The following is a 24322-nucleotide window of genomic DNA, read 5'->3' as shown; positions in this document are numbered from 1 at the left end:
TAAACGTGAGCTCTTATTGTATATTCACGTTTAAATTTCATTTAAATATTCACTTGAACAGAATACCTAAACAGTATGCGCGCAATGCAGTTCTCATTTTCTTGAATCAGGACTATAATTTATCAATATTTTCGCATCTTGCATGTTTTTTGATTATGAGCAAACACGATTCTTCGCTTTCCAAAGATCAGTTTAATTTGCTGAAGCAATTTAAAAAACAGATCAGCAATCCACAGCCACGCGTTGAAGTTGAAGCACCTGCGGTGAAAACACCTGAACAGGAACAAGCTGATGAGCTGGAATTGTTTCGTAAACAGATGCAGGGTGTACAAAAAATCGATAATAGCAATATCGCAAAAATCGAAAAAGCCGGCAAGAAAAAACCGGATGCACAGACACTAGCCAAACGTGCTGCTGCTGAAGGTCCGATGCAGACTGATGAAACTGCCCTTTCAGATACCCAAGCCATGCTGAATCCAGTCGGAAGTCAGGCTGCGCTGAGCTATCGCATTGCGACCCTCCAGCATAAAGTCTTTGAAGATCTGAAAGCCGGCAATCTGCGCTGGTATGAAGCAGTCGATCTGCACGGCTGTACCGTGGAAGAAGCACGTGTTGCAGTATTGCAAATTATCCAGATGGCGAAAGATGAAAACCAGAACGTGATTAAGATCGTGCATGGTAAAGGTCCGGAAGCCATTTTAAAGACCTACGTAAATGGCTGGCTGCGTCAGCACCGTGATGTTTTGGCCTTTGTCAGCGCACCTGAAAACCAGGGCGGTACTGGCGCTGTGCTGGTTCTGCTCAAGCGTGCGGAAAAGAATCCAAAGTTCAAACAGTAATCGGAATTAACTCCAAATTAAGGCAATGTAATAGTTTTCTGCTACAATGCCGTCCTTGTTCTATCTCAGTGTAAGTGAATACGTCATATGACTATGCAGCAATCCTACGCAAACATTCTTACTGCCGTTGGTGAAGATTTAAATCGCCCTGGTCTCAAAGATACGCCTGTGCGTGCTGCGAAAGCGTTTTCGTATTTAACTTCCGGCTATAGCCAGACTCTGGAAGAAGTGACCAATAATGCGGTATTCCCGTCTGATAACCATGAGATGGTTCTGGTCAAAAATATCGAATTCTATTCGCTGTGTGAACACCATTTATTGCCATTTTATGGTCGTGTGCACATTGCTTATTTGCCAGAAGGCCATGTTTTAGGCCTGTCTAAATTTGCCCGTATTACTGAAATGTTTGCACGTCGCTTACAGATTCAGGAAAATCTGACCCAGCAAATTGCAGAAGCAGTGGCTGAAGTGACTGGCGCACGTGGTGTGGCTGTGGTGATTGATTCTGCGCATATGTGCATGATGATGCGTGGTGTGGGCAAGCAGGAATCAACGACACGTACTGTTTCTTTTGTGGGTGATTTTAAAACCAATAAAGAAGAACGTCGTGAATTCCTGAGCGCAGTACCTGAAGCTTATTAATCGTTTTGATTTCAAAAGCCTCGACACTTGTTGAGGCTTTTTTATATGTGCTTTAATTTGTTCAATTTCAGATAACTTTAGCTTGAGGATTCACTATGTCATCGATTTGGTTAGCAGGTCACGGTTTAACCCAGAGTGAAACCACAATTGATTATCCCCGTCCTGATCGCCTGGTCACTGGCAATCCTAAACGTTCTACACAAAGCTTGTATGATCATCCCAATATGAATTGCGGTATCTGGGAATGTGAAATAGGTGCATGGAATATTGTGTTCGCTGAGAATAAACAGGAATTCTTTACGGTCATTGAAGGTACAGTTCGCCTGCATGATGCCAACAAAAAAAGTTATGTAGAAATCAAAGCAGGTGATGCAGGTATTATTCCGCCAGGCTTTGTCGGTACTTTTGAAGTGGTACAGGCAGTCAAAAAGTACTTTGTCGTAGTTGAAGCCTAAAACCTGCTTTTGCAGGTTTTTCTTTTTTAAAGCTATAAATAAATTCTACTTCTACAATTCATTACAGCATCACTACCCGCTTTAGCACTCTTCCATCCTACATTATTCCTGATCATCTGTGCATTTATGCAGATTGATCTGCTTGTGTATATGCACTTAATAAAAAATACATACATTTTAAGAAAGCTCATGGACTTCAAAAATACAGACAGGCATTCATGGTTATAGGGGAAATATAGATACATAAGGAGAAAATATGACGATTAAAAAAGTTTCAAAAAATGTTCCCCGTAAAACCTCACGGGCAGTTTCGACCAGTTTTGATTACTCGCTGGATTTTGAAAAAATTGATTTTAGAAAACGGCCTGAATTGTACCGGATTGGACGTGGTGAACAGGGCGTGCTTTCAGTTGAACCGTATAAATCGGAAATTTTGCCACATTGGCGTTTTGCCGATGAAGAGAAGGCTCAAGCAAGCAGCACTAAGATTTATGCCATGTTTATAGATTATCTGGAAAAAGAAGATTTTATTGGTGCGGATATGGCACGTAAATTCTTGCAGATGGGCTATACCCGTGCCCGCCGCTATGCCAATCATAAAGGCGGTAAAAAATATGACGGTCCGGTGCCAGATGACAAAAAAGGATTGAGCGGCGCCCACGGCAGAGACGAATTACCTCGTCAGCGAGAAGATCCCGTGAAAGCTGCCGCAGCACGTATCTTTAAACAAAAATGGGATGAAGCCAAACTGCATCCCGAGTACATTAAGCAAAAACAGAAATTTAAAGACTGGATTGAATCGCTGCAATCCCATCAATAATTTAGGTCAGTGATGGCGTATTCAATACTCGTGTATCCGGGTCATTTTTTGCCAGATACACTCGATTACGACCAGTATTTTTTGCTGCATATAAAGCTGTATCGGCAGTATCCAGGAACTTCTGGTAATCTGGATGACCGTCATAAATCACACAGCCAATACTCACGGTAAACTTGAACTGAATACCCTGTGCAGTCGTGATTATGCCTTCTTCAATAAATTTACGGATATTTTTTGCAATATTCATGGCACGGCGTTGATCGGTATCGACCAGCAATAGCAAGAATTCTTCACCACCCACACGGAAAGCATAGTCACTGCCCTGACTGTATTTCTGTAATCCATCCGCAATAAATTTCAGGGCCAGATCACCCGCCGCATGACCAAATTTGTCGTTAATGGTTTTAAAAAAATCGGCATCCAGCGCCAATAAGGCAAGCGGTGTCTGGTTCTGACGTGAATAAGTAATTTCGCGGGAAATAATGGTATTTAGATAGCGACGATTGAGTAATTGAGTCAGGGAATCATTACCCGATTCAATATATTCTGCCACCTGAAATAGCTGATCAATCAGATGCTGAATCTCACGATTCAGCTCACGAATCTGCTGAATCAGGTTCAGTTTTTTTGTTTTGTCCTGACATTCTAAAATGATCTGATTTAGCGTATCGACCTGATGAATGCGTTCAATAATTAGCTGAACTTGATCTGAGCCGGTAAATGCATACGAGGCTTTATGAATAAACCATAGGCCAAATTCAGATTTGGACAGTAGCGGATGACGTAAGGTTTCCTGACCTGAGAACACTTTGTACATCAGCTCATTTTCCCAGTCGAGTAAGCAACTACGCTGCTTATCTTTTTGTACTGCAACATCCTGCATGGCAGAGAACAGACGATAACTATGCTTTATTTCCTGATTTTTGGCAGTTTTTGCCTCATAGGAACGGCACATGATTTCAGTGGCAAAGCTCATAACCTGTACCAGATAGCTACAGGTCGTCAGCGTCAGCAACTGTTCATCTTCTTCTAACAGCTCAAATATCTTGCGTTCAATTTCACGTACACCACGCATAATCAGCCAGGATGGAATACCTACCCGGGCATGGACATGACCTACGGTATGCTGTTTCTGTACTGCCTGTAAATAGTGCTTATTAATACCCACACTAAAACTTTCTAACAGCCATTGATGCAAGGTGTTGCGCAGGCGCTGCTGAATCAGATCGTCAGAAAAGAACTCTGCCGACTCTTTTTCCACCAGCATATTTTTATAAAACTCTTCCACCAGTATCAGGGCATTATCCTGTATAAACTGGAAGGCATGGACTAAATCATCTGATGAATAATTTTGGCATATATGCTGCCACTGTCCCGCTAGCATATCCATACATTCATTGTCCATACTCAAACACCCCAATAAATCAGGTGAACAATATATCAAATTTATAAGCTATCGTTATCCCATGCATCCATAATTTTGATAAAACGACATCTAAATCGGCCACAAGATCCTTATATCTTTGTAACTTCTATTTTTTATTTAAATCAGCAACTTTTAGAGATTTTACTCGAAAATTCACTTAAAAATAACGAATATAGTGTAAATGCAATGCCTGCCAGTCCAGACTCCCCTGCTGCTGGTATTGCCATCCAATCCGAATGGCATTTTGCATATTTAGGCTATATTGCAGTTCTGTATTCAGGTTGAGCATCCATTGCTGACTGTCATGCCAATAAGGGAGCTCTATCTGTACCAGACTGTTAATTCGGTCCGTCCAGATATTCTGACAGCCTGCGGTTGGTCCCAGGCCTGCACGCCAGCCATCATCAAGTGCTTTACCAGCCTGCACATGCGTTTGTAATTGCACATAACATAGATGTTCACGTTCGGCATTAGCCCAGCTATAGCCACCCTGTACCTGAAAATTGGCTACACCATGCTGCTGCTCAGTACTGAACCCTCCTTCCCGGTCAAGCGCTTCCTGTTTCCAGCCCAGATTAAAGCCCCAAGACAACGGAACCTTAAATGCATGAATCGGGTTATAAGAATTAACTGTTAACAGGTCCAGATGTTCCAGTTTTATACGATCATCACGGTATTGCAGCGCACCATCGAGAAATAATAATTGAGTGCCTGTGCGTAATCCGCCTTGTGGATCCATCAGATCATGATAAGCCTGACGGAAACCTAACTGAATCGCAGTTTGATCCTGTACCTGTCCAGCCTTAAATACGAAATTACGTGCATGATGGCTTTGTGTCGGATCTACTTTTGGAGTTTCTGGCTGCTGACGCTGTTTCTCTATGGCCAGCTGACTCCTTAATCCCAATAACTTGCGAAAGCGGGGTTGGGCAAATGCTTCATCTACTTCCTGACGCAGAAAATCCAGATATAAATGATCATAAGCCATTTCCAGTATCTTGGCCTGATCTTCAGCAGGATAATTCTGCAAGATCTCAGACATCTTAGCAGTTTCTGCATAAGCGACCTGATGTGCAGTTTTTGCCAGAACTTTACCATGCTGGCGAGATTGAGCCAGCAACTGGGTTTCGAGGGCTGGTCGGTAGATTTTTTCCCGAATCAGCCCCTGCTGCTCTACAACTTTTAGGGTTTCTACCGGAATAGTGGTCGTACCGAACTGTTTTTGCAGATTCAGTCCAGGTCGGACTAAGTCGAGCAGACCTAAGAGACGATATGAACAATTATCATTAATAAAATAATAAGGGAAATTGACCTGTTGCATTTCCCACAGATGCTGTACCAGAAAAGTGGTTTCTTCGGGCGTCAGATTAAGTTCATATTCCCATAAATCCCGGCTTTCAAAATCGCCATATTCTTTGACCTTACGGTAATAAGGCATCAGTGAATATTCACCCGGATATTGTCCGGTTAGGCCTTTCCAGGCAAAGGACCAGTTATCATTACTGTCTACGGTCGCTGCATAATTGACTGCATAAGAAATCAGCTTCAGTTCCTGCTGGTCTTTAGGGTCCAGACGCAGCAAAGTATGCCCAAACATTGAGCTCGGATTCCCCATAAAATCTGTCGCATAAATCAGGGTAGCTTTATAAGGCTTCACCTCCCCAATCCAGCGTTCAAGATCAGGGCAACTTAGCTCAGGCAATTGCTGCTCAGAGATATTTAACTGCTGCATGAGCCAGTGACTACGTGCGGGAAACTTGCAGCGCACGGACTGGTTGGGGGCAGCTGCTAAAAATAATGCCTGTATATTCTGCTGCATTTCCTGTTGCAGGTTACTTCCTCCCTGCTCTGCCAGAAAATAACCAGAGTAGCTGACCTCACTCTGACCTTTGCTATTGGCATACATTAAACGCTGCCAGGTTTCCGCCTTAAATAGCTGCTTCTGTACCGCCTGATCAAGATAAGGCTGAATATCTGGGGAAATGGTCGTAGCAAAACTTACGGGACTCGATAGCAAAGCTATGAGTAAAAAGGCATATTTCATTCAGTCAATGTATTCTTGGGTTTTTATAGTCATAAGAAAACCCTGCCAGTAGCAGGGTTTTTTAAGGATCCGTTAGATGTAAGATTTTAACACTTCATCTTTAGCCATCACGTTTTGTAATGAGCTCAAAACCTGTAAAGTATTTTGATTTTCTTCTGAATAGATTTCAGAGAAATTCTGCTTGGATAAAGTAAAGAAGCGTGCTTTATCTTCAGATTTAATATTCAGCAATTCTGCAAGTACATTCAGGCTTTCACCTTCACCAACAGCCATATCGCGTGCCAATGCTTCCGCATTTTCATTGGTAAACGTCACAACTTGTGCAGTGACTGTTCCTCCCTGACTACAACCCAAGGTACCGAAAGTAATCCCTAGCCATTGGTTAGTAAACAGAACGTTTGTAGTACCAGCAAGCAGTTTAGGAATAATGCCTGACTGACCTGCCCACACCTGACTACCGACACCACAACCAACATCATTGTCAGCCATCGCCAGGCTCGAACCAGTCGTTAATACTGCTGCGAGCATAATTTTTTTCAACATACTTATTCTCCGGTTATTCTCTGCATCTTTGTTATTGATATAATTATGTAATTTATATTACACATTAAGCAGATTAGCTGGAAGCTGATCGATACGCAATGTCAAAAACGTCCATGTTAACCAAAGAAAACATTAATTTTATGAAGAAGCTTTCAACTGCCAATTTCCTCTAGAATCACGCACCCCTAAAATCTTCATAACCAGAACCAGACTGAGCAATAATAACAAGTACCAGGAACCTAATTTTGCCCAGCCGACCATATGCCATTTTTCTACCTGACTTGGATAGAGCCAGATCTGGTAAAAGGTACTGATATTCTCTGCAATCCAGATAATAAAAGCCAGTAAAGCCAGGACCGGTAACATCGGCAACTGAAAGGAATGCCGGTTCAGCTGAAAGCGGATTTGAGTTTTCCAGAAGATCAGCGCGCTCCAGATAAAAAGAAGAATACGATAGTCTGGAATAAAGAACTTGCTCATGAAGTTAATATAGGACAACACGGCCAGTGCCATCATATTGGCAAAACCAGGCAAGTGATTAAAAGAGACCTGAAACAGACGTAATGAACGCGCAAAAAAACTGCCTACAGCTGAATACATAAAGCCTGCAAACAACGGGACGGTTAAGATCTTGAAAATGGCGGGTTGTGGATAATGCCAGGAAGCAATCGCTGGATGAGTCAGAAAAATTTCCATCACCATCGCTAGAATATGAAATAGCGCAATGACTCTGGCTTCTGCCCAGGATTCTAATTTGGCATACAATAGAATGACCTGAATCACCAGAGCATAAAATAGAAGATAGTCATAACGGTAGAAGCCGTAAAACAGTTCACTCCCCATTGAAGCACTAAAAGCAAAAGCCAGCAGGAGTAAGATCCCAAATAAGGCAGCCGATGCTGCCTTATAAGAAAATTCAACCCCTGATTTGAGTAGGTCGATCAAGGTTTACATCCTAAAGATATTTAGCGCTGTACTCATGCACGGTATCAATAAACGCTTTAGGATGGGCTGGATCTACCCATTGTGTAATGCCATGTCCAAGATTTGCCACATAACCGGTCTTTTCACCATTGGCATAGGCATCATCCAACATCAGCCGGGTAGCTTTAGCAATTGCGTCTGGAGAACCATATAAGGTTGCAGGATCAAGGTTGCCTTGTAATGCTGCACGACCAGCAACAGTCTGACGGGCAACATTCAACGGCGTAGTCCAGTCCAGTCCAAAAGCATCTGCACCTGTTGCTACCATTGGCTCAAGCCACTGGCCACCACCTTTGGTGAAAAGGATCACAGGGATCTTGCGGCCTTCTTTTTCACGCTGCAAACCTGCGACAATTTTCTGCATATAATTAAGTGAAAATTCGATATATTCACGATGCGCTAGTGCACCACCCCAACTATCAAAAATCTGCACCGCCTGAGCACCTGCATCAATCTGGGCATTCAGGTAATCCGTTACTGCATCTGCCAGACGTGTAAGTAATGCATGCAGCACTTCAGGCTGTGCATACATCATTTGTTTGGTAAAGCGGAAATCCTTGCTGGAACCACCTTCAACCATATAAGTCGCCAGTGTCCATGGACTGCCCGAGAAGCCAATTAAGGGAACTTGTCCACCTAATGCTGAACGGATCGTAGTAACCGCATTCATGACATAGTCTAGATCTGCTTTGGCATTAAATGCTGGCAGATTCGCTACATCCTGCTCGGTACGTACGGTTTTATGAAACTTAGGACCTTCACCGGCTTCAAAATACAGACCCAGACCTAATGCATCCGGCACAGTCAAAATGTCCGAAAATAGAATGGCTGCATCAAGTTCATAACGGCGCAGCGGCTGCAAGGTCACTTCACAGGCAAATTCGGTATTCTTGCAAAGAGACAGGAAATCCCCTGCCTTAGCGCGTGTTTCACGGTATTCTGGTAAATAACGGCCTGCCTGGCGCATCATCCATACGGGTGTGGTATCTACAGGTTCACGCAACAATGCACGCAGAAAACGATCATTTTTTAAGGTCGTCATTCACATTACCATCAATCTTTGACATTCAAGACATCATAGCAAAAAGCCTCCATTTTTAATAACTTCACATTACTTTAAAAATCGATCATCATAAGTGAAGAATTAAGGGTGTCACAAAACAACTACTGCATCTCCATAGTTTTTCTGTAATACTTATTACGTTATTTAAATAGTTTATGAATAATTAGGTTGAATTACATGTTCGTTCGCACAATGCTCGCAATGAGTTTAAGTTGCATTATTGCAGGTACTGCCTTCGCTGCTTCTGCTACTGAACAGCCATTAAATCCCAAAAAAGTAGCGAGCGATGTTACGGTTCAAGACCCGATCGATCCGCTTGCTACAGAAGCATCAGCAGCCAAATCTACAGATACTCCTATTTCAGCTCAGGAACAAAGCGATCTTACTCAGGCTTCTGAGACCCTGGATGGACTGCAGGCAGCTGAAGATCAAAATGCGGATATCGGTGCTGCCCCAACAGCAGCCGCTAAAAGCACTTCTGCTCATGCCAATAAAGCCTCTTGGACGCTAGATGGTCTGAATAATGCTGAATGGTATGAAGACATCGGTAAAGGTCAGTTCCCTGTATACGCACGTGCACATGTCATGTTGAACAATGCTCATGCTTCGCCAGGTGCAATTGATGGAACCAGTGGTAAAAATACCCTGAAAGCACTGGCTTCTTTCCAGCAAATGAATGGTATCAAGCCGACCGGTACATTGACCAAAGAAACCTGGGATAAGCTGATAGAGTTGCAAGCATCTAAGCCTGCATTTGTCGAATACACCATTTCAGCAGAAGATCTGAAAGTACCTTTGGCAAAATCAATTCCATCTGATTATGCGCTACAGGCTAAAATGCCTGGTCTGTACTACACCAGCATGTCGGAAATGCTTGCTGAAAAATTCCACATGGATGAAGCATTCCTGAAACAGCTCAATCCGGGAGCAAACTTCAGCAAAGCAGGCCAAAAACTTCTGGTTGCCAATGTCCGTAACAACCTGCCAGAAGACATTCATTTGATTGTAGCGCACAAAGGTGCCAAACAGCTGTATCTGTTTAACAGCAAAAATAAAATGATTGCCTCTTTCCCGGCAAGTATTGGTAATACCAGTACGCCTTCTCCAACGGGTACTTATAAAGTAACAGGTGTGGCGCGTAACCCGTATTATAGCTATTCACCTTCTAACTTTGTTCAAGGTAATAATACCAAACCGCTTTCCTTACCACCTGGCCCGAATGGTCCAGTCGGTAATATCTGGATTGGTCTGAGCAAGAAATCATTTGGTATTCATGGTACGCCAAATCCATCGATGATTTCCAAGTCTTATTCACACGGTTGTATCCGTTTGACCAACTGGGATGCCAATGATCTTGGCCGTAAAGTGAAGTCAGGTGTAACTGTCCGCTTCCTGGAATAATCAGTTCTATATAAAAAATGCCCGCTTTCGAGTGGGCTTTTTTATGCTTCAATAAAATTCAGATCGTTGCAAAACTGCAATGATCTGTCGCATGGATAGGCTTTTTATAAAATAAATACAACGCTAAGATAGGATCATGTTAAAAAAATAGATGAGATGAAAAATGGATGCTTTCCTGCATAAAAGCGAAAACCGTGGTCATGTCAAAATGGGCTGGCTGGAATCTAAACACAGCTTTTCATTTGGTAACTGGTATAACCCTAAATATATGGGTATCAGCGCACTGCGTGTGATTAATGACGACTTGATCGATGGTCACCAAGGCTTTGGTCAACACCCACACGACAATATGGAAATCCTGACCTGTGTACTTAAAGGTACGATTACCCATCAGGACAGCATGGGCAATCACGGCGGGATTTCTGCGGGTGAGTGGCAACTGATGAGTGCCGGTACAGGTGTTCGCCATAGTGAAATGAACCAGGGTGATGAACAGGTCCATTTGCTACAAATCTGGATCATTCCAAACGAACATGATGCACAACCGAACTATCAGCAAATTAAGCTGGATCCACGTGAACAACCTAACCAGTGGCATCTGATTTGTGGACCAAATGATAACGCACCGATGCATATTCGCCAGAATGCTGAAGTGAAAACCGCAGTGATTAAAAAAGATCAGGCTTTAGCAATCAAAGCCTCTCAGCATATTAACTATGTGCATGTGATTTCAGGTGCAGTACAGATTGCCGAATACACCTTAAATGCAGGTGATGCAATCGCTTTCCTGGATGAAGTAGATATGAGAGCTCTGGATGATGCTCAAGTAATCTGGTTTGATTTGCCGGAAGTCAAAGACTAAGATTTTTATCAATTTTAGTTCTAAAAGGCTATTCATCTCATCTGCAAGGTGGATAGCCTTTATTTTTGATATCGTGAACTTATTTCTCTCTATGCAAGCTTGCAGATAAAAATAAATAATACCAATCCACAGCACTTCTTTACCTAAGAGTTTCCCATTTTCAGCGATGATTAAGCTTATTCATTTTAAACAACCGTCTATTTATAACGTACGAAGAAACTTAACCAATTCTTATGGCTATCCTTCGAGTCATTTTTTATTATGAGCACAACAGAATGATTACTTGATATTTTCTAAGAATCAGAAGAGAAAATCCTTATGAACCAGATCTTAGATATAAAAACCAGCCAACAGCAGGCCTTACTTTATTTATTGAATTTCTTAAAACAGCAAGACTATCAATTTACTGCAATTACCCCACTTTCTCATCAACGGATTCTGGATCGTAAACAAAATGATTTAAATAAAGAAATTACGCTCAAGGATATATTTGGCTGGAATCTTGGATTTAAAAAAACAGATCTTGATCCTGCGCTTTTTTCCATACTTGAAGAACATCAGCTTCTTAAATTTCAGGAAAACTTATATTTAAGTCAGGTACGGGTAGCTTCTCTCAACAATGCGTTATTTATTCACTCTGCCTTTCCGACCATAGAACAAGATGCAGTATTTTTTGGCCCAGATACTTATCGTTTTGCCTATCACTTGAAGCAACATTTAGCGAGCCGATCTGATCCATTGAAACGCGCAGTTGAACTATGTTGTGGTACTTCGGCAGCTGCCGTCAGTATCGCAAAATATTTTCCAGATTATGATGAGCTGATTGTCGCGGATCTTAATCCGAAAGCCCTGTTATATAGTCAAATGAATATCGACTTTGCTGGTTTAAAAAAAATCCATCCGGTACAGAGTGATTTATTTGCAAATCTGCAAGGTCAGTTTGACCTGATTTTTGCCAATCCCCCCTATTTAATCGACCCGTATCAACGTCAATACCGGCATGGCGGTGATGAGCTAGATGGCAATGCTCTCTCTTTTCGCATCATTAAAGAAGGTATCCAGCATCTTTATCCACGGGGATGTATATTCTTATATACAGGCGTTACCGTCACTCAGGATGGCAATCGTTTTTTAGCGCATTTAGAAAACTTAATGAGTCAGTATAAAAATATCAGCTGGTCTTATGAAGAGATTGACCCGGACATCTTTGGAGAAGAATTAGAACAACCGGCTTATCAGCATGTGGACAGGATTGCTTTGGCGTTAGTGAAAATTGAAGTCAAACAATAATATTGTCGTCATTAAAAGTTCTTTATTTAATGGGTAAGTACTCAGAAAATTTATAAATTTTTATGAAAAATCTATAAAAAATATCCCAGTAATTTATTGATATTTTAAAGGTTTATCTTTAATAAAAAACCGGCCTAAGCCGGTTTTTTATTAACTCATCTATTACCAGTTCAGCTCTAAACCGATACTTCCGCCTTGATCACTCGAACTTGATGAAGCGTACTTTCCATAGTACTGACCAAAAATTGACAGATTGGTAATCGAGGTCATTTTAAAGCCCACATTCATATCAAAACTATTACGTTGTGGTTCACCACCTTGTGTCCTAAAGACATAACCTGGTGCAGAAACAAAACTTGCATCCATTTCTCGTTTGCTAGACAACTCATGGCTGAATGCAAAACGGGCATATGGCTGAATCACGCCTTCGCTAAAGACAAAGTTTTTGTCAAACTGCGCACCGATGAATAACGGCGCACTATAGACACTCGTTTTTTCATACTGTAAAGCCAATGGATCTGTACTTTCTAACGCCGATTCGCGGAATGCTTTTGTATCTAGTTGGCTATACTGCGCTCCGATAAACGGGGTCACATTTACAGCATCTAATTCAAACAGACGCCCCGTCTCTAAACGCAGACTGTAGGCATCTGCCTTAGCTTCACCAGTCAGATTATTTTCAACACCTGCCACCTGAACTATTGGATCTAGAGCAGGATCAATGAATGCATAACGATTTACTTCGGTTGAAACTTGGTCATATCCAATCAAAGCTTTTACGTATGCGTCCTGAATACGATGTGAAGCAAATATATTCACTCCTTCAAAGTCCATTAAACCTGTAGTCAAACGGTCCTGAACTTCATACTGGGTCTTGCCATTGCTATATGCCACACCAACCAGCGTATTTGGCGATAGCGCATAGTCCAGTCCGACCATGGTACGATAACTGTCGCTATTGACATTTGCCATGCCTGAAGATGTTTTGCCACGTTGCTCCTGCTCGCCATTGTGACCTGCGATCCATAAGCTCCATTTATTATCTTCCAGACAGTTTTTCACATCTGTACGTGCAGAACCGGCTTCATTTTCAGCTGAACAACTTACTGTAGCAAATCCATTATTTTGGGCATGTGCCGATTTCGAACGCCAAAAATCGATATGCATCGAAAGGTCTGACATCACACCTGCATTTTGGGTGAAGTACAATTGTTGGCTAGCCACACTCCCTTCACCACTCAATAGATTATACGTTTCCTGTAAAGCCTCTAAATCAGGTCGGTAGAATAGTGGTGCTGCAACAGGTCTAAATGTTGCAATTTCTGCTAACTGGATTTGATTAATCACTTCACCCAAACTTGCAGCATTTTGACTTAAGCCAGTAGGTGCAAAATTAATATTTGAAACAATCGCACCGTTACCATTCATCAAGCTGCGATTATAGGTCGCAACAGCAGAAGCAACTGCATCTAGTTTTAAAGCACTGATATCAACTGTATTCGCATTGATAAAATTAAGTGCAAAATCACCAGGTTTAACATAGCCTGAATCCATAATATTAATAGATAGCACGCCATCGACCACTGCATTACCACTAACATTTAAGACATCGTAATTTGGTGTTGCCGCAGCCAAAGCTCGGGCATTTATACCGGCTGAAGATGCTGCAGATTTAAAGTTCCAGTCCCAGAATAAAGTTCCCGATTGCTCCTGACTGAAGTCCCCAATCAAGTCAGTTTGACCAACCAGATTTACCCCCGATACCGCCCAGTTCGCTTCATTACGGGCCACCCCATTAATCACTTGTGATTGACCTGAAATAATCCAGCCATCACCTCTATTATTCAATGCATTTGTACCTGAACCTAAATCCAGATTTCCTGTGATAAAACCAGTGTTGTTAATCGTGTCTTCGGCATTACCGGCCAATACGGCATTTGCATTTAACAGACCAATATCAATCAAATCATGTTGACCTGATAAATATTGACCAAAGACGTTATCAGATGCGGATCCGGTCAAGATACCTGCGTTATGAATAGCGTTGTCACGTCCATCAATCAGACGAATCGCAGCACCCTCTGCTGATCCACCACGAATCAGTGCATCTGCAGTGTTGTTAATGATAATCGTGCCCGCATTAAAGCCTGTACTTTGTGCCAAAATCCCTACAGAGCCAACCCCTGTCGTATAGATATTGTCATGCTGATCCACATTCACATTACCTGCATTACCGCTCACTAATGCACTCTGAGCAACTGTCTGGTAACCAGTAACATTACCTGAAGCATCAACGTTATTGCTATAACCCCCACCATTTGAAATGGATTGAGCAATAATACCGTGGGCATAATTACCGAATGTGGTAATCCCTTTAGATGGAGTGGTATCAGTACCAGATGCTGCAAGTTTTCTTGTCGCTAAGGTTCCATTAGTCACGCTTACGTCAGCACCGTTTCCCATACCATTGCCAGCGCTTACATTGCCATTGACGACACCCGCAGCAAAACCGCCACCACCACCAATGGATTGCGCAACAATTGCAGACGAACCATCTGTGGTTGTTTCAATATATCCACTATTACTTACAGTAACATCTTCTGCATGACTGTCAGCATTATCTGCTCCACCCAAAACCAACTGATGGCTAAGTGCTGTAGCCCCACCACCCCCAGAGATGGATTGAGCAATAATCCCTTGAGATAATTTATCTTTGGTAAATAAAACACCAGAGTTACTAACACTCACTGTATTGGCTAAGCCTGTAGCGCCTTCTGCACCTAACTGGGCAAATTGACTGATTTGATCAATGCCACTGCTTAGCCCCCCACCGCCGCCAATCGATTGGGCAACGATCACACTTGAATTTTGTCCAAAGGTAAAAGCTTCACCTGCATGATCAACTTGTACAGCCCCAGAGATACCGCTCGCACCAGCTGATGCACCAGCGACAAGTAGGCCAGCTGTACTACCCGTCGAACCACCACCGCCAGCAATAGACTGTGCAACTATGGCCTCTGAAGCATGACCTGATGTCTGCACGGCACTATCCGGACCAAGGCTTAATCTGACTGTTCCTGCATCACCACCTTTAACAGATCCTGACATTAAATATTCTTTAATATACGGCGTCACCCAACCAGACACCTTTTCAATCACAGTATCTGCAAGGTCTAATGGCTTCATTAATATTTTATTGACACCGCTTCCTAAACCTATGGATTCAATTTCATCGCGAATTTCATCCGTTGAGAAACCTTTGGTACTACCTGCAACACCACCACCACCACCAATGGATTGCAGCAATATACCTTTAGAGTTATTGCCTAAGGTTTGGATCTGGGCATCATGTTTTACAGTTAAATCGTTACCATTACCACCTGCAGAACCGTTCCCCCCTACAGATAACATTGCACTCTTGGTTTCGTTGTTTTTATTGCCGCCATCGCTGTTTCCGCCAACACCACCACCACCGCCAATGGATTGAGCTAAAATTGCGGATGAGTCATCTCCTAAAGTCTGTAGATTTGAGAGGTTATCAATGGATACAACACCGCCATCACCACCTGCGGCTCCCGCTCCACCAACAGCTACAGTTCCGCTAGCATGACCACCTACACCACCGCCACCACCAATAGACTGTGCAAGTATTGCTGATGAGAGATTTCCTTGAGTTGCAATCGTAGTCAGTTTAGCTTTACTTCCACTCAAAACTTTCACTAACCCGCCGTCTTGCCCATTATTAACAGGTAAATTGGCTCCAAAACCATTTAGTAAAGTCGTGAGTGTTCCGCCACCTAATGCAATGGTTGCCTGTTCCACACTGCCACCAGCACCACCACCGCCCCCAATGGACTGCGCCAATATACCTTCTGACATTGTGCTTTGTGTATAAATAGAGCCTTGGTTATTAACAGAAACCTCACCACCTTTACCCGCCATGGATCCTGAACCACCAATACCGATGGTTGATTTTCCATCTGAATCTCCACCTGCACCACCACCACCACCAACGGATTGGGCAAAAATACCACGTGAGGATTTGTTCCCAGTATACAAATCGAGTTCGTTATTGACAGTTACAACACCGCCATCACCACCCGCACCGCCATCGCCACCGAGTGCAAATAAACCCCCATCTGCTTTCTTAATAGTCTGTTTAACTGTCTTCGGAGCATATATATCATTACCGTACTCATCTTTTTCACCAGTAGGTAAATTGACCTCAATTTCGAAAGCAATTTCAGGTGTCCCCCCTTCGACAGTACCACCTATACCACCACCACCACCAACTGATTGAGCAAAGATCGCGTCGGAGAATTGACCTTGAGTCATGATGAAATTCTTGAGCGTAAATGTAGTCTGATCCGCTCGAGTGAATTCAATTTCTCCAGCTTCCGCATCGAGTCGAGTATTTACGATGACATCACCACCATCACCAGCAGCACCATCTGTTAAACGGGGCAAAATTTTTGCAAGTTCATCTGCACCTAAGTTAGATAATGATTCTTTGAGTTTGTCGAGCAAGTGACTCATCTCATCTTGGAATGCTCCACCACCGACACCAATTTTGGAACCCGAAGTATCACCACCATTACCACCGCCACCACCAATAGATTCAGCTAAAATACCTTTTGAATTATAGCCATTGGTCATGATTGAATTGGCATGTGTGACACTCACATCACCACCATGACCACCTGAACCATAATAACCGCCAATTCCTACAGAAAAATTAGATGAACCTGCCTTTTGGGCACCAGTGATTGTCGTAGAGTTTGCAAATGTGCTACCACCGTCGCCCCCACCACCACCAATGGATTGTGCGTAGATACCGTTCGAACTATTTCCTTGAGTTTGAATTAAGCCTTTGGTATTGACGGTAACAGTATTAGCATCATTTCCAATCCCACCTAAGCCACCAATACTGGTAGAAATCGATGTTGATGGAGGTGAAGATAAGTTTTCATTTTTTAGTTGATCCGCACATACTTCATCGCATTGCATATTCACTGCGAGTGTTGAGGCATTACCACCATTACCCCCACCACCTCCAATGGATTGTGCTTGTACTGCGCTTGAACGATCACCTTCGGTATAGATATCGCCCGTATGCTGAACATCCACTTCGCCTGATTTATTCCCTTCACCAGCGAAACCACCTAGTGCAAAAGTAAATGACGTTGTTTTCCCTTGAGGTCCTACAGATGGTGCCATTAAAGTACCTGAATAGGCATTACCACCATCACCTCCACCGCCGCCAATCGACTGCGCTAAGATGGCTTGAGCGCTATCACCTCGTGTTATCAACAGCCCATCATTCTTCACTGTGACTTTATCGGAGAAGCCTCCATCACCGCCCCAACCACCTACTGCAGCTGTAATAACAAAATTACTTTTTATATTAATGCCTTTGGCATCAAATGCAGCTGAAGTACCACCATTACCACCGCCACCACCAATCGACTGTGCCTTAATTGCTTGTGATTTAAAGCCTTTTGTCAGAATGGTTCCAACATTATCTATGTTGACCTTGCTACCAGCATGTCCATCACCACCAGCCCCACCCAAAGTAAAACCAAGTTGGTAGGAGTCAGCTTTAGCTAAATTTGCAGTGATTGCCATACCGCCATCACCACCGCCACCTCCAATGGACTGTGCAAAAATACCCACCGCCTCTGTACCATACGTATAAATATCGCCCATGCGGTTCACAGTCACCACATCAGCGCTGTTTCCATTACCCCCGAAACCACCTACACTCGCATTTGCTTGAAATGTTGCAACATTACTAGACAGCGATCCTGTTACAGCAAAACCACCATCACCACCGCCACCGCCTAGAGATTTCGCATATACTGCATGCGAATAATCTCCTTTTGTAATAATTAAACCTTCTGAATCAACCTGAACTTGGCCCGCTAAACTCCCTGAACCACCTTTTCCGCCCAGTGTAACGCCTAAATCAATTCCTGTTCCTTCGGTGGCATTGATATTCACATCGAGTGCTTTACCGCCACTACCACCACCTCCACCAATGGATTCAGCCTTAATACCTATCGCATTTATACCTTTGGTGACAATATTGTCTGTGCTATCCACATAAACATCACCCGCACGGTTGCCTGTACCACCACCGCCACCAATCGTTACACTTGCAGATAATGAACTACTTTGAGGCTGAGGCGTACCTGGTATACCTTTATTATTGCCATAATTTAAGCTAAAGTTCCCCGCAAATCCGCCTTGACCACCGCCACCGCCAATGGACTTAGCCGCAATACCATGAGACAGATCCCCTAGGGTCGAAATGGTTGCAATATCTTCTAAGGTTTCAGCATCTTTTAATGAAGCCTGATTATTCGAAATAACAGTTACATCACCCGCCTCATTACCTATACCACCCCCACCTCCAACACTTGCAGTAAGTGAAGCTGCTTGTACTTTGGCATTGGTTAAACTCGCAGAAATGGACGTACCACCTTTACCGCCATTACCACCAATCGATTCAGCGAGAATAGCACTTGAGTTTTTACCCGTCGTTTCAATCAGAGTGTTCTGATTATTAACCAAGACATCCCCAGCTACACCACCATCACCACCGCCACCACCAACGGCAACAGCCAAGTTGGTTGCAGACCGGCCTGAACTTAATGTGCCATTAATGCTAAGACCACCTGTGCCACCATTACCACCTATAGACTGGGCAACAATGGCATCAGCATTCATTCCCGAGGTTTGAATCACTTTAATGTCATCAGTATGGGTGAATTGTTTTCCAACGTTCACAGTGACATGATTGAGATTGCGCTCTCGCTCTAGTTTTTCAGTCAAAATGGCCGCTAAATAGTTTTTCCAGTCCCCGTTGTATTGATCTACAGTTGTCAAAACTCGTTTAGCTTCAAAATCACTCATTTGAGGAATATTTGAGAGATCAATACTTCCCCATTGGCTCTGATCAATGTGAATAACATTTTTTTGACTATCTATTTCTTCTGTTCCATCAGCTTTAACCTTGTTACCGACCTCATTCACATTACCCTGAGCTGTAACAATGTAACCTTCTGATGTCACCTCATAACCTTGATCGTTATACCGCTTTCCATCAACTAGATAGTTACCATTCTGATCTCGCTCACGCCCTTCGGCATCTACAATTTTGTTATCATCTAAGATGAAATGACCATGAGCAGTAACACGATACCCCTCACTATTAACAATCTTTCCTGCACTATCAAGTAAACGCCCTTCTTCGTCGACCTTTTTACCACTTAAGTTTCGATAAGTCCCATTTACATTTAAACGGCCATACTGATCTTTCAGATCATTACCATCTTTATCTTTAAAGGTAGCCACGCCGCCACCTTCTCCACCAATAGAAACTGATGCAGTTGTAGCAGGACCATTGGATAAAGACACAGATGCATTTATGGCGTTACCACCGCTACCGCCATTACCATTAATTGACTGTGCAAGAATCGCATGTGAAAAATCACCAGCCGTATTGATATTGCTCTGGCTATTTACTTCAACACTTTTCGCTGTACCACCATTTCCCCCATCTCCACCAACACTTGCACCTAAGCTCAATGCAGCAGATGAGCCCGCTGCGGCAGAAACTGCCAAAGACATTCCACCTTTACCACCTGTACCACCGATTGACTGTGCATAGATAGCAGATGAATTGTGCCCCTCAGTCGCAATATCAGCAAAAGAATCGACATTCACTGTGCCTGCCTGACCACCATCACCGCCAGTTCCGCCCACAGCGACACTGGCTGCAATAGCACCTACTTTTGATGCGCTTAGGCTAAATGCACCTGAAAAACCACCACTACCACCGCCACCACCAAGTGATTGAGCAAGTATGGCATTGGAGTTATTACCTTTTGTGCCAATAATATTATGGCTGGTCAGCTCTACAGATTTTGCAATGCCTCCACTACCACCTTTACCCCCAACTGCCGCACTTAAAGCTACAGATGGGAGACCGCCTGCATTTACAATACCAGCCAATGACCCAGTCGCAGCGATACCCAATGCCATGCCACCATTACCACCATCGCCCCCCATAGATTGAGCCGTCAATCCAGTTGAATTTTCACCTTCTGTAAATATTGCATGATGTGAGGTTAAGGTCACAGCTTCGGCTGAACCTCCCTTGCCACCAGTCCCACCAAGTGCAACACCTGCACTCAAACCACCAGCGACATTTACATTGGCAGCAGCTCCAATAGCATATCCGCCATTACCTCCAGAACCACCGATAGACTGCGCCAAAACTGCACCCGAGTTAAGACCTTGTGTTATAACCACGCCTTCCAATGCAGTGGTTTCATCACCAATAACCACTTCGACAGCACCAGCTTTTCCACCAGTCCCACCTGTACCGCCAACGCCAATACCAGCTCCTGCCAAGGCTGAGCCAGACACACCAATTGCATTGCCGCCATTACCCCCATCTCCACCGATAGATTGGGCAATAATTGCCGTGGCGTTATCACCTTTTGTTATTATTCTTTCTGCAAGTGAATGTATTTTAGAAAGTTTTGCAGTACCACCTGCACGAGATTGACCACCTAAAGAAAGTCCGGCGCTTATGTTACCCAATGCACCAGTAATTGCTGTTCCTGCATTACCACCGCTGCCCCCAATAGACTGACTTAAAATGGCAGATGAACTCGTGCCTTGAGTCATAATATCCGCGCTATTGATGACGGTAACAGAATTACTAACACCTCCCGCACCACCTGTGCCACCCAGTCCAACTGCGCCAGCATACATTCCTCCCGAGAAGCTATACACTGCTCCTCCTGCACCGCCATCACCACCGATCGACTGCGCAACAATAGCTGACGAATCAGCTCCTTGAGTATGGATTAAGCTATTATTGTTGACTTCGACAGTTCCCGTTGTACCTCCATGTCCACCTTCTCCCCCCAAACTTAAGCCAAGGCTAAAACCAACTGATACACTGCCAGTTCCAGCAACACCACCATCACCACCTGCACCGCCAATGGACTGTGCAACAATAGCAGCTGAACGATCTCCTTGAGTAAGAAGCTCCCCACTTAAAGTATCAATCCGCACATCACCAGATGTACCTCCAGCACCACCATCTTTAGCCATCGCTAAGCTAAAGCTAAATCCGCCGCCAACACTATTAGATACTGCATAACCCGCATTACCACCACCACCGCCAATCGACTGTGCTTTAATTGCGTTAGATTGATTTGCTTTTGTTGAAATCCTCGGCTCAGAACCATCAGTACCACCATGACGAACCTGGACATTACCTGAGTCACCTCCAGCTCCACCTTTGCCGCCCAGCGCTAAACTGACAAAAGCCCCTGTTGCAACTGAATTACCACCATTACCACCACCACCGCCAATCGATTGGGCCAAGATACCAATGGAACCAACTTGCTGTGCTTTTTCTATTTGTCGTTCACTATCATTATTTGCTGTAGATAAATAATTTGTTGTTATATTTGCATTATTATTGACAGTAACCGTAGTACCGTGACCACCTTTACCGCCATTGGCACCGAAAGAGACTAAACCTGTGCTTAGGCCTGCATTACCACCACCGCCACCAATGGACTGTGCAATCACCGCATGTGCACCATCACCGAGGGTTGCAATATCTCCACCAATGGTATTATTTACTCTAACTACACCTGCATTACCGCCACCAGCACTACTTTCTGTCTGCTTTCCACCCAATGCCACCATGCCAGCAGTTAAACCAGTATTACCACCACCACCACCAATAGATTGGGCAACAATACCGTGTGATGACTGTCCCTCAACTGTCAGTTGATTACTATTCGTGACATCAACAATTGAACTATTACCACCTGCACCATTCATAGAGCCTAGTGTAACCAGTCCAAATCCACTACCGCCATTACCACCACCACCGCCAACCGATTGCGCAGTAATCGCATTGGATTGTGTTCCTTTAATTACTATCTCAGCTTCATTTATAATTTTTACATTATTGGCATTTCCACCATGACCGCCTTGCCCACCCATCGATACAATACCGATACTGGCACCGGAGGAACCGCCTGCTCCCCCCACCGATTGTGCTAAAAGACCATTACCATGTGATCCAATAATTTCTATTCGGCTTTGGCTATCTGTATAAATTTCAACTTCGCCAGCTTGTCCAGCGTTATTTCCTTTACCACCAGATGAGACAATACCTCCAGCTTTACCACCATTACCACCATCACCCGCTGCACTGATCGCAACCACGCCTGATGAATAATCATCATTAATCATGATGTGAGTATTGAATATATTTGCAGATGCTTTTTTGCCTTCTCCGCCTACATTCCCTTTTCCGCCCCCAGCGTCAATCGTATAAGAACCACCACCATCACCACCATCACCGCCCTGAGACTTCACTAAGACGCCGGTACTGCCTTTACCTACCCCTGTTGCTCGCGTTGACGCAACAATAGCAATGTCTAGATCATGTAAGTTTAGAACCGAATTTGAAGCATCCCCACCTACACCGCCCGGTTTTCCTTTTCCACCTAAAATATATTGCCCGCCATTTCCGCCATCACCACCGCGACTGCTTAATTCCACAGCGGTCGCTGTTTTAGTAAAGTTGAGCGTCTGATTTTCCCCATGAACGGAATAGTTCAGTTCAGCATTAAGATGTTGACCTGATGTACTGGTCTGGTCTCTATCTTCTAAATCTATATTCAAATCATAATGCGGAATTTGAACACTTTTTAGATATGTTTCTTGACCAGTATTTGAATCGACATTGAATTCTAAAGTGACATTTACCGTAGTTGTGTTTATTGCTGAAGCCACACCACTCGATGAATAGTTAACGGTATTGACCTGATACCTAGGATTGACTTCATCTAAAAAAATGTCATTTCCATCTACATCATGTGGAGTGAATGTAGCCTGCATATATTCACCGCTTGGCACACCTCCACCATTAAACGCCCCATCATTATGGTAAATGACAACAATTGGATCTAAGCCGTTTGTTTCAGATATATCAGAGTTCACAACATAGCTATATTCCCAGCTCGTCCCAACATCCCCACCTGGTTTACCCGCTTTGGGCTTAACAAATAATGCACCTGTACGGCCATTACTACCATCATTAGCTCTTGCTGTAATCGAGATTACTTGATCGGTATATGCTTGTTCATGGCTTTGTTTTAATACAACAGAATCAAATAAATTGGTAAATGACTTACAAACCTCATCTGGCATACAAAGTTCATTTTTAGCGAATGCGGGAATATGTATCAAACTGATGAGTGTTGTAACGGAAAGAGCAGCTAATTTTACTGATGATCTTTTCCCTTTTCTTTTTACATTCTCTGCAACTGCAACCCATGCCCCTAAAGTTTCATTCCAGATAATACGGTAGATGTGGTTCATGACTTTCTATCTCATGCAACGACTCTCATCTCAATGTCAATTAAAAAAATAAATAAAAACATATATTTAAATTATTAAAATTGACGAGATTAAAATGCAGTCCTAGTTAACTCAATCCAAACACCTGTTACAAAAGTGCATGGTTCTCCTATCATGAATTACATCAATGAAAAGAAACTTTACATATCCCTGAAAATTGGTATTTTCCAAAATTATTCATCTGATTTAGGTCATGTTTAGAAAACTAAATGCTCCATAAATCTCCCGTTAAAATCATAAAAATTTTCGGTCAACTAAAAAAATGGCATTTGTTCATTTCGATTTTTCCTAGTATTTATTCTTCTTATAACGAAACGAAAAAGGTTAGAGGTGTATTGAACGTATGGAATAGAACAGAAAAATTTGATATTTGTTATAGGAAATAATGCATAAATTGTAAGTTAAAAATATCCGCTCTAAAGTATTAAAAATATTTGTAATATATATAAAATTTAGGCTACATTAATAAAGCACCACAACGACTGAATTA

At 43.1% G+C, this 24322-nt stretch carries 13 protein-coding genes; 7 read left to right on the top strand and 6 right to left on the bottom strand.

Going from position 1 to position 24322, the window contains the following annotated elements; genetic code table 11:
• Positions 1 to 155 precede the first annotated feature (155 nt).
• The 4 genes from B3D47_RS06805 to B3D47_RS06790 all read left to right on the top strand — a co-directional run bounded on the left by B3D47_RS06805 (position 156) and on the right by B3D47_RS06790 (position 2756).
• A complete protein-coding gene (locus B3D47_RS06805; protein WP_005221425.1) occupies positions 156 to 839 on the top strand; it encodes a Smr/MutS family protein in 684 nt (227 codons plus the stop codon).
• A gap of 93 nt (positions 840 to 932) precedes the next feature.
• The gene (folE, locus tag B3D47_RS06800) at positions 933 to 1481 is read left to right on the top strand and encodes a GTP cyclohydrolase I FolE (RefSeq protein ID WP_171063874.1); all 549 of its coding nucleotides are present in this window, start codon (positions 933 to 935) and stop codon (positions 1479 to 1481) included.
• Between the two features lie 95 nt (positions 1482 to 1576).
• The gene (locus tag B3D47_RS06795) at positions 1577 to 1936 is read left to right on the top strand and encodes a cupin domain-containing protein (RefSeq protein WP_005221423.1); all 360 of its coding nucleotides are present in this window, start codon (positions 1577 to 1579) and stop codon (positions 1934 to 1936) included.
• A gap of 256 nt (positions 1937 to 2192) precedes the next feature.
• Positions 2193 to 2756, top strand: coding sequence for a DUF4385 domain-containing protein (locus B3D47_RS06790; protein WP_005221421.1), 564 nt, complete (start codon positions 2193 to 2195; stop codon positions 2754 to 2756).
• Between the two features lies 1 nt (position 2757).
• Here the strand turns inward: B3D47_RS06790 and B3D47_RS06785 are convergent, their stop codons facing one another.
• From B3D47_RS06785 to hemE, 5 genes are all read right to left on the bottom strand, one after another.
• Entirely contained in the window at positions 2758 to 4161 is a 1404-nt protein-coding gene (locus B3D47_RS06785) for a diguanylate cyclase (RefSeq protein WP_034433947.1), read from the bottom strand.
• Between the two features lie 178 nt (positions 4162 to 4339).
• Positions 4340 to 6226 (bottom strand): DUF4105 domain-containing protein, encoded by a 1887-nt coding sequence (locus tag B3D47_RS06780; RefSeq protein WP_005221418.1) that lies wholly within the window; start codon positions 6224 to 6226, stop codon positions 4340 to 4342.
• A 72-nt stretch (positions 6227 to 6298) separates the two neighbouring features.
• Positions 6299 to 6769: a DUF3015 family protein gene (locus B3D47_RS06775; protein WP_005221416.1), complete on the bottom strand. Its 471-nt coding sequence runs from the start codon at positions 6767 to 6769 to the stop codon at positions 6299 to 6301.
• A gap of 138 nt (positions 6770 to 6907) precedes the next feature.
• Positions 6908 to 7714, bottom strand: a complete 807-nt coding sequence (locus B3D47_RS06770; RefSeq protein WP_005221414.1) for a DUF817 family protein — start codon at positions 7712 to 7714, stop codon at positions 6908 to 6910.
• 10 nt (positions 7715 to 7724) lie between these two features.
• A complete protein-coding gene (hemE, locus tag B3D47_RS06765) occupies positions 7725 to 8795 on the bottom strand; it encodes a uroporphyrinogen decarboxylase (protein ID WP_005221411.1) in 1071 nt (356 codons plus the stop codon).
• A 198-nt stretch (positions 8796 to 8993) separates the two neighbouring features.
• Between hemE and B3D47_RS06760 the strand changes: the two genes are divergently transcribed.
• From B3D47_RS06760 to B3D47_RS06750, 3 genes are all read left to right on the top strand, one after another.
• A complete protein-coding gene (locus B3D47_RS06760) occupies positions 8994 to 10217 on the top strand; it encodes a L,D-transpeptidase family protein (RefSeq protein ID WP_253169665.1) in 1224 nt (407 codons plus the stop codon).
• A 163-nt stretch (positions 10218 to 10380) separates the two neighbouring features.
• On the top strand, positions 10381 to 11079 hold the full coding sequence (locus B3D47_RS06755) for a pirin family protein (protein ID WP_163166667.1): 699 nt from the start codon (positions 10381 to 10383) through the stop codon (positions 11077 to 11079).
• A gap of 318 nt (positions 11080 to 11397) precedes the next feature.
• Positions 11398 to 12369 (top strand): methyltransferase, encoded by a 972-nt coding sequence (locus B3D47_RS06750; protein ID WP_163171656.1) that lies wholly within the window; start codon positions 11398 to 11400, stop codon positions 12367 to 12369.
• A 162-nt stretch (positions 12370 to 12531) separates the two neighbouring features.
• Here the strand turns inward: B3D47_RS06750 and B3D47_RS06745 are convergent, their stop codons facing one another.
• Positions 12532 to 23793 (bottom strand): ESPR-type extended signal peptide-containing protein, encoded by an 11262-nt coding sequence (locus B3D47_RS06745; protein ID WP_286860798.1) that lies wholly within the window; start codon positions 23791 to 23793, stop codon positions 12532 to 12534.
• Positions 23794 to 24322: the final 529 nt, after the last annotated feature.

Source organism: Acinetobacter sp. UBA3461, from assembly GCF_002381195.1.
Taxonomy (GTDB): Bacteria; Pseudomonadota; Gammaproteobacteria; order Pseudomonadales; family Moraxellaceae; genus Acinetobacter; species Acinetobacter schindleri.
This window is presented reverse-complemented; position numbering and strand designations above follow the sequence as displayed.

What these genes read in the sequence shown, in the direction of transcription:
- B3D47_RS06780 (WP_005221418.1), bottom strand. Translation starts at nt 6,226, where the DNA reads ATGAAATATGCCTTTTTACTCATAGCTTTGCTATCGAGTCCCGTAAGT.
- B3D47_RS06745 (WP_286860798.1), bottom strand. Translation starts at nt 23,793, where the DNA reads ATGAACCACATCTACCGTATTATCTGGAATGAAACTTTAGGGGCATGG.
- B3D47_RS06805 (WP_005221425.1), top strand. Translation starts at nt 156, where the DNA reads ATGAGCAAACACGATTCTTCGCTTTCCAAAGATCAGTTTAATTTGCTG.
- B3D47_RS06755 (WP_163166667.1), top strand. Translation starts at nt 10,381, where the DNA reads ATGGATGCTTTCCTGCATAAAAGCGAAAACCGTGGTCATGTCAAAATG.
- B3D47_RS06795 (WP_005221423.1), top strand. Translation starts at nt 1,577, where the DNA reads ATGTCATCGATTTGGTTAGCAGGTCACGGTTTAACCCAGAGTGAAACC.
- folE (WP_171063874.1), top strand. Translation starts at nt 933, where the DNA reads ATGCAGCAATCCTACGCAAACATTCTTACTGCCGTTGGTGAAGATTTA.
- B3D47_RS06750 (WP_163171656.1), top strand. Translation starts at nt 11,398, where the DNA reads ATGAACCAGATCTTAGATATAAAAACCAGCCAACAGCAGGCCTTACTT.
- hemE (WP_005221411.1), bottom strand. Translation starts at nt 8,795, where the DNA reads ATGACGACCTTAAAAAATGATCGTTTTCTGCGTGCATTGTTGCGTGAA.
- B3D47_RS06760 (WP_253169665.1), top strand. Translation starts at nt 8,994, where the DNA reads ATGTTCGTTCGCACAATGCTCGCAATGAGTTTAAGTTGCATTATTGCA.
- B3D47_RS06775 (WP_005221416.1), bottom strand. Translation starts at nt 6,769, where the DNA reads ATGTTGAAAAAAATTATGCTCGCAGCAGTATTAACGACTGGTTCGAGC.
- B3D47_RS06790 (WP_005221421.1), top strand. Translation starts at nt 2,193, where the DNA reads ATGACGATTAAAAAAGTTTCAAAAAATGTTCCCCGTAAAACCTCACGG.
- B3D47_RS06785 (WP_034433947.1), bottom strand. Translation starts at nt 4,161, where the DNA reads ATGGACAATGAATGTATGGATATGCTAGCGGGACAGTGGCAGCATATA.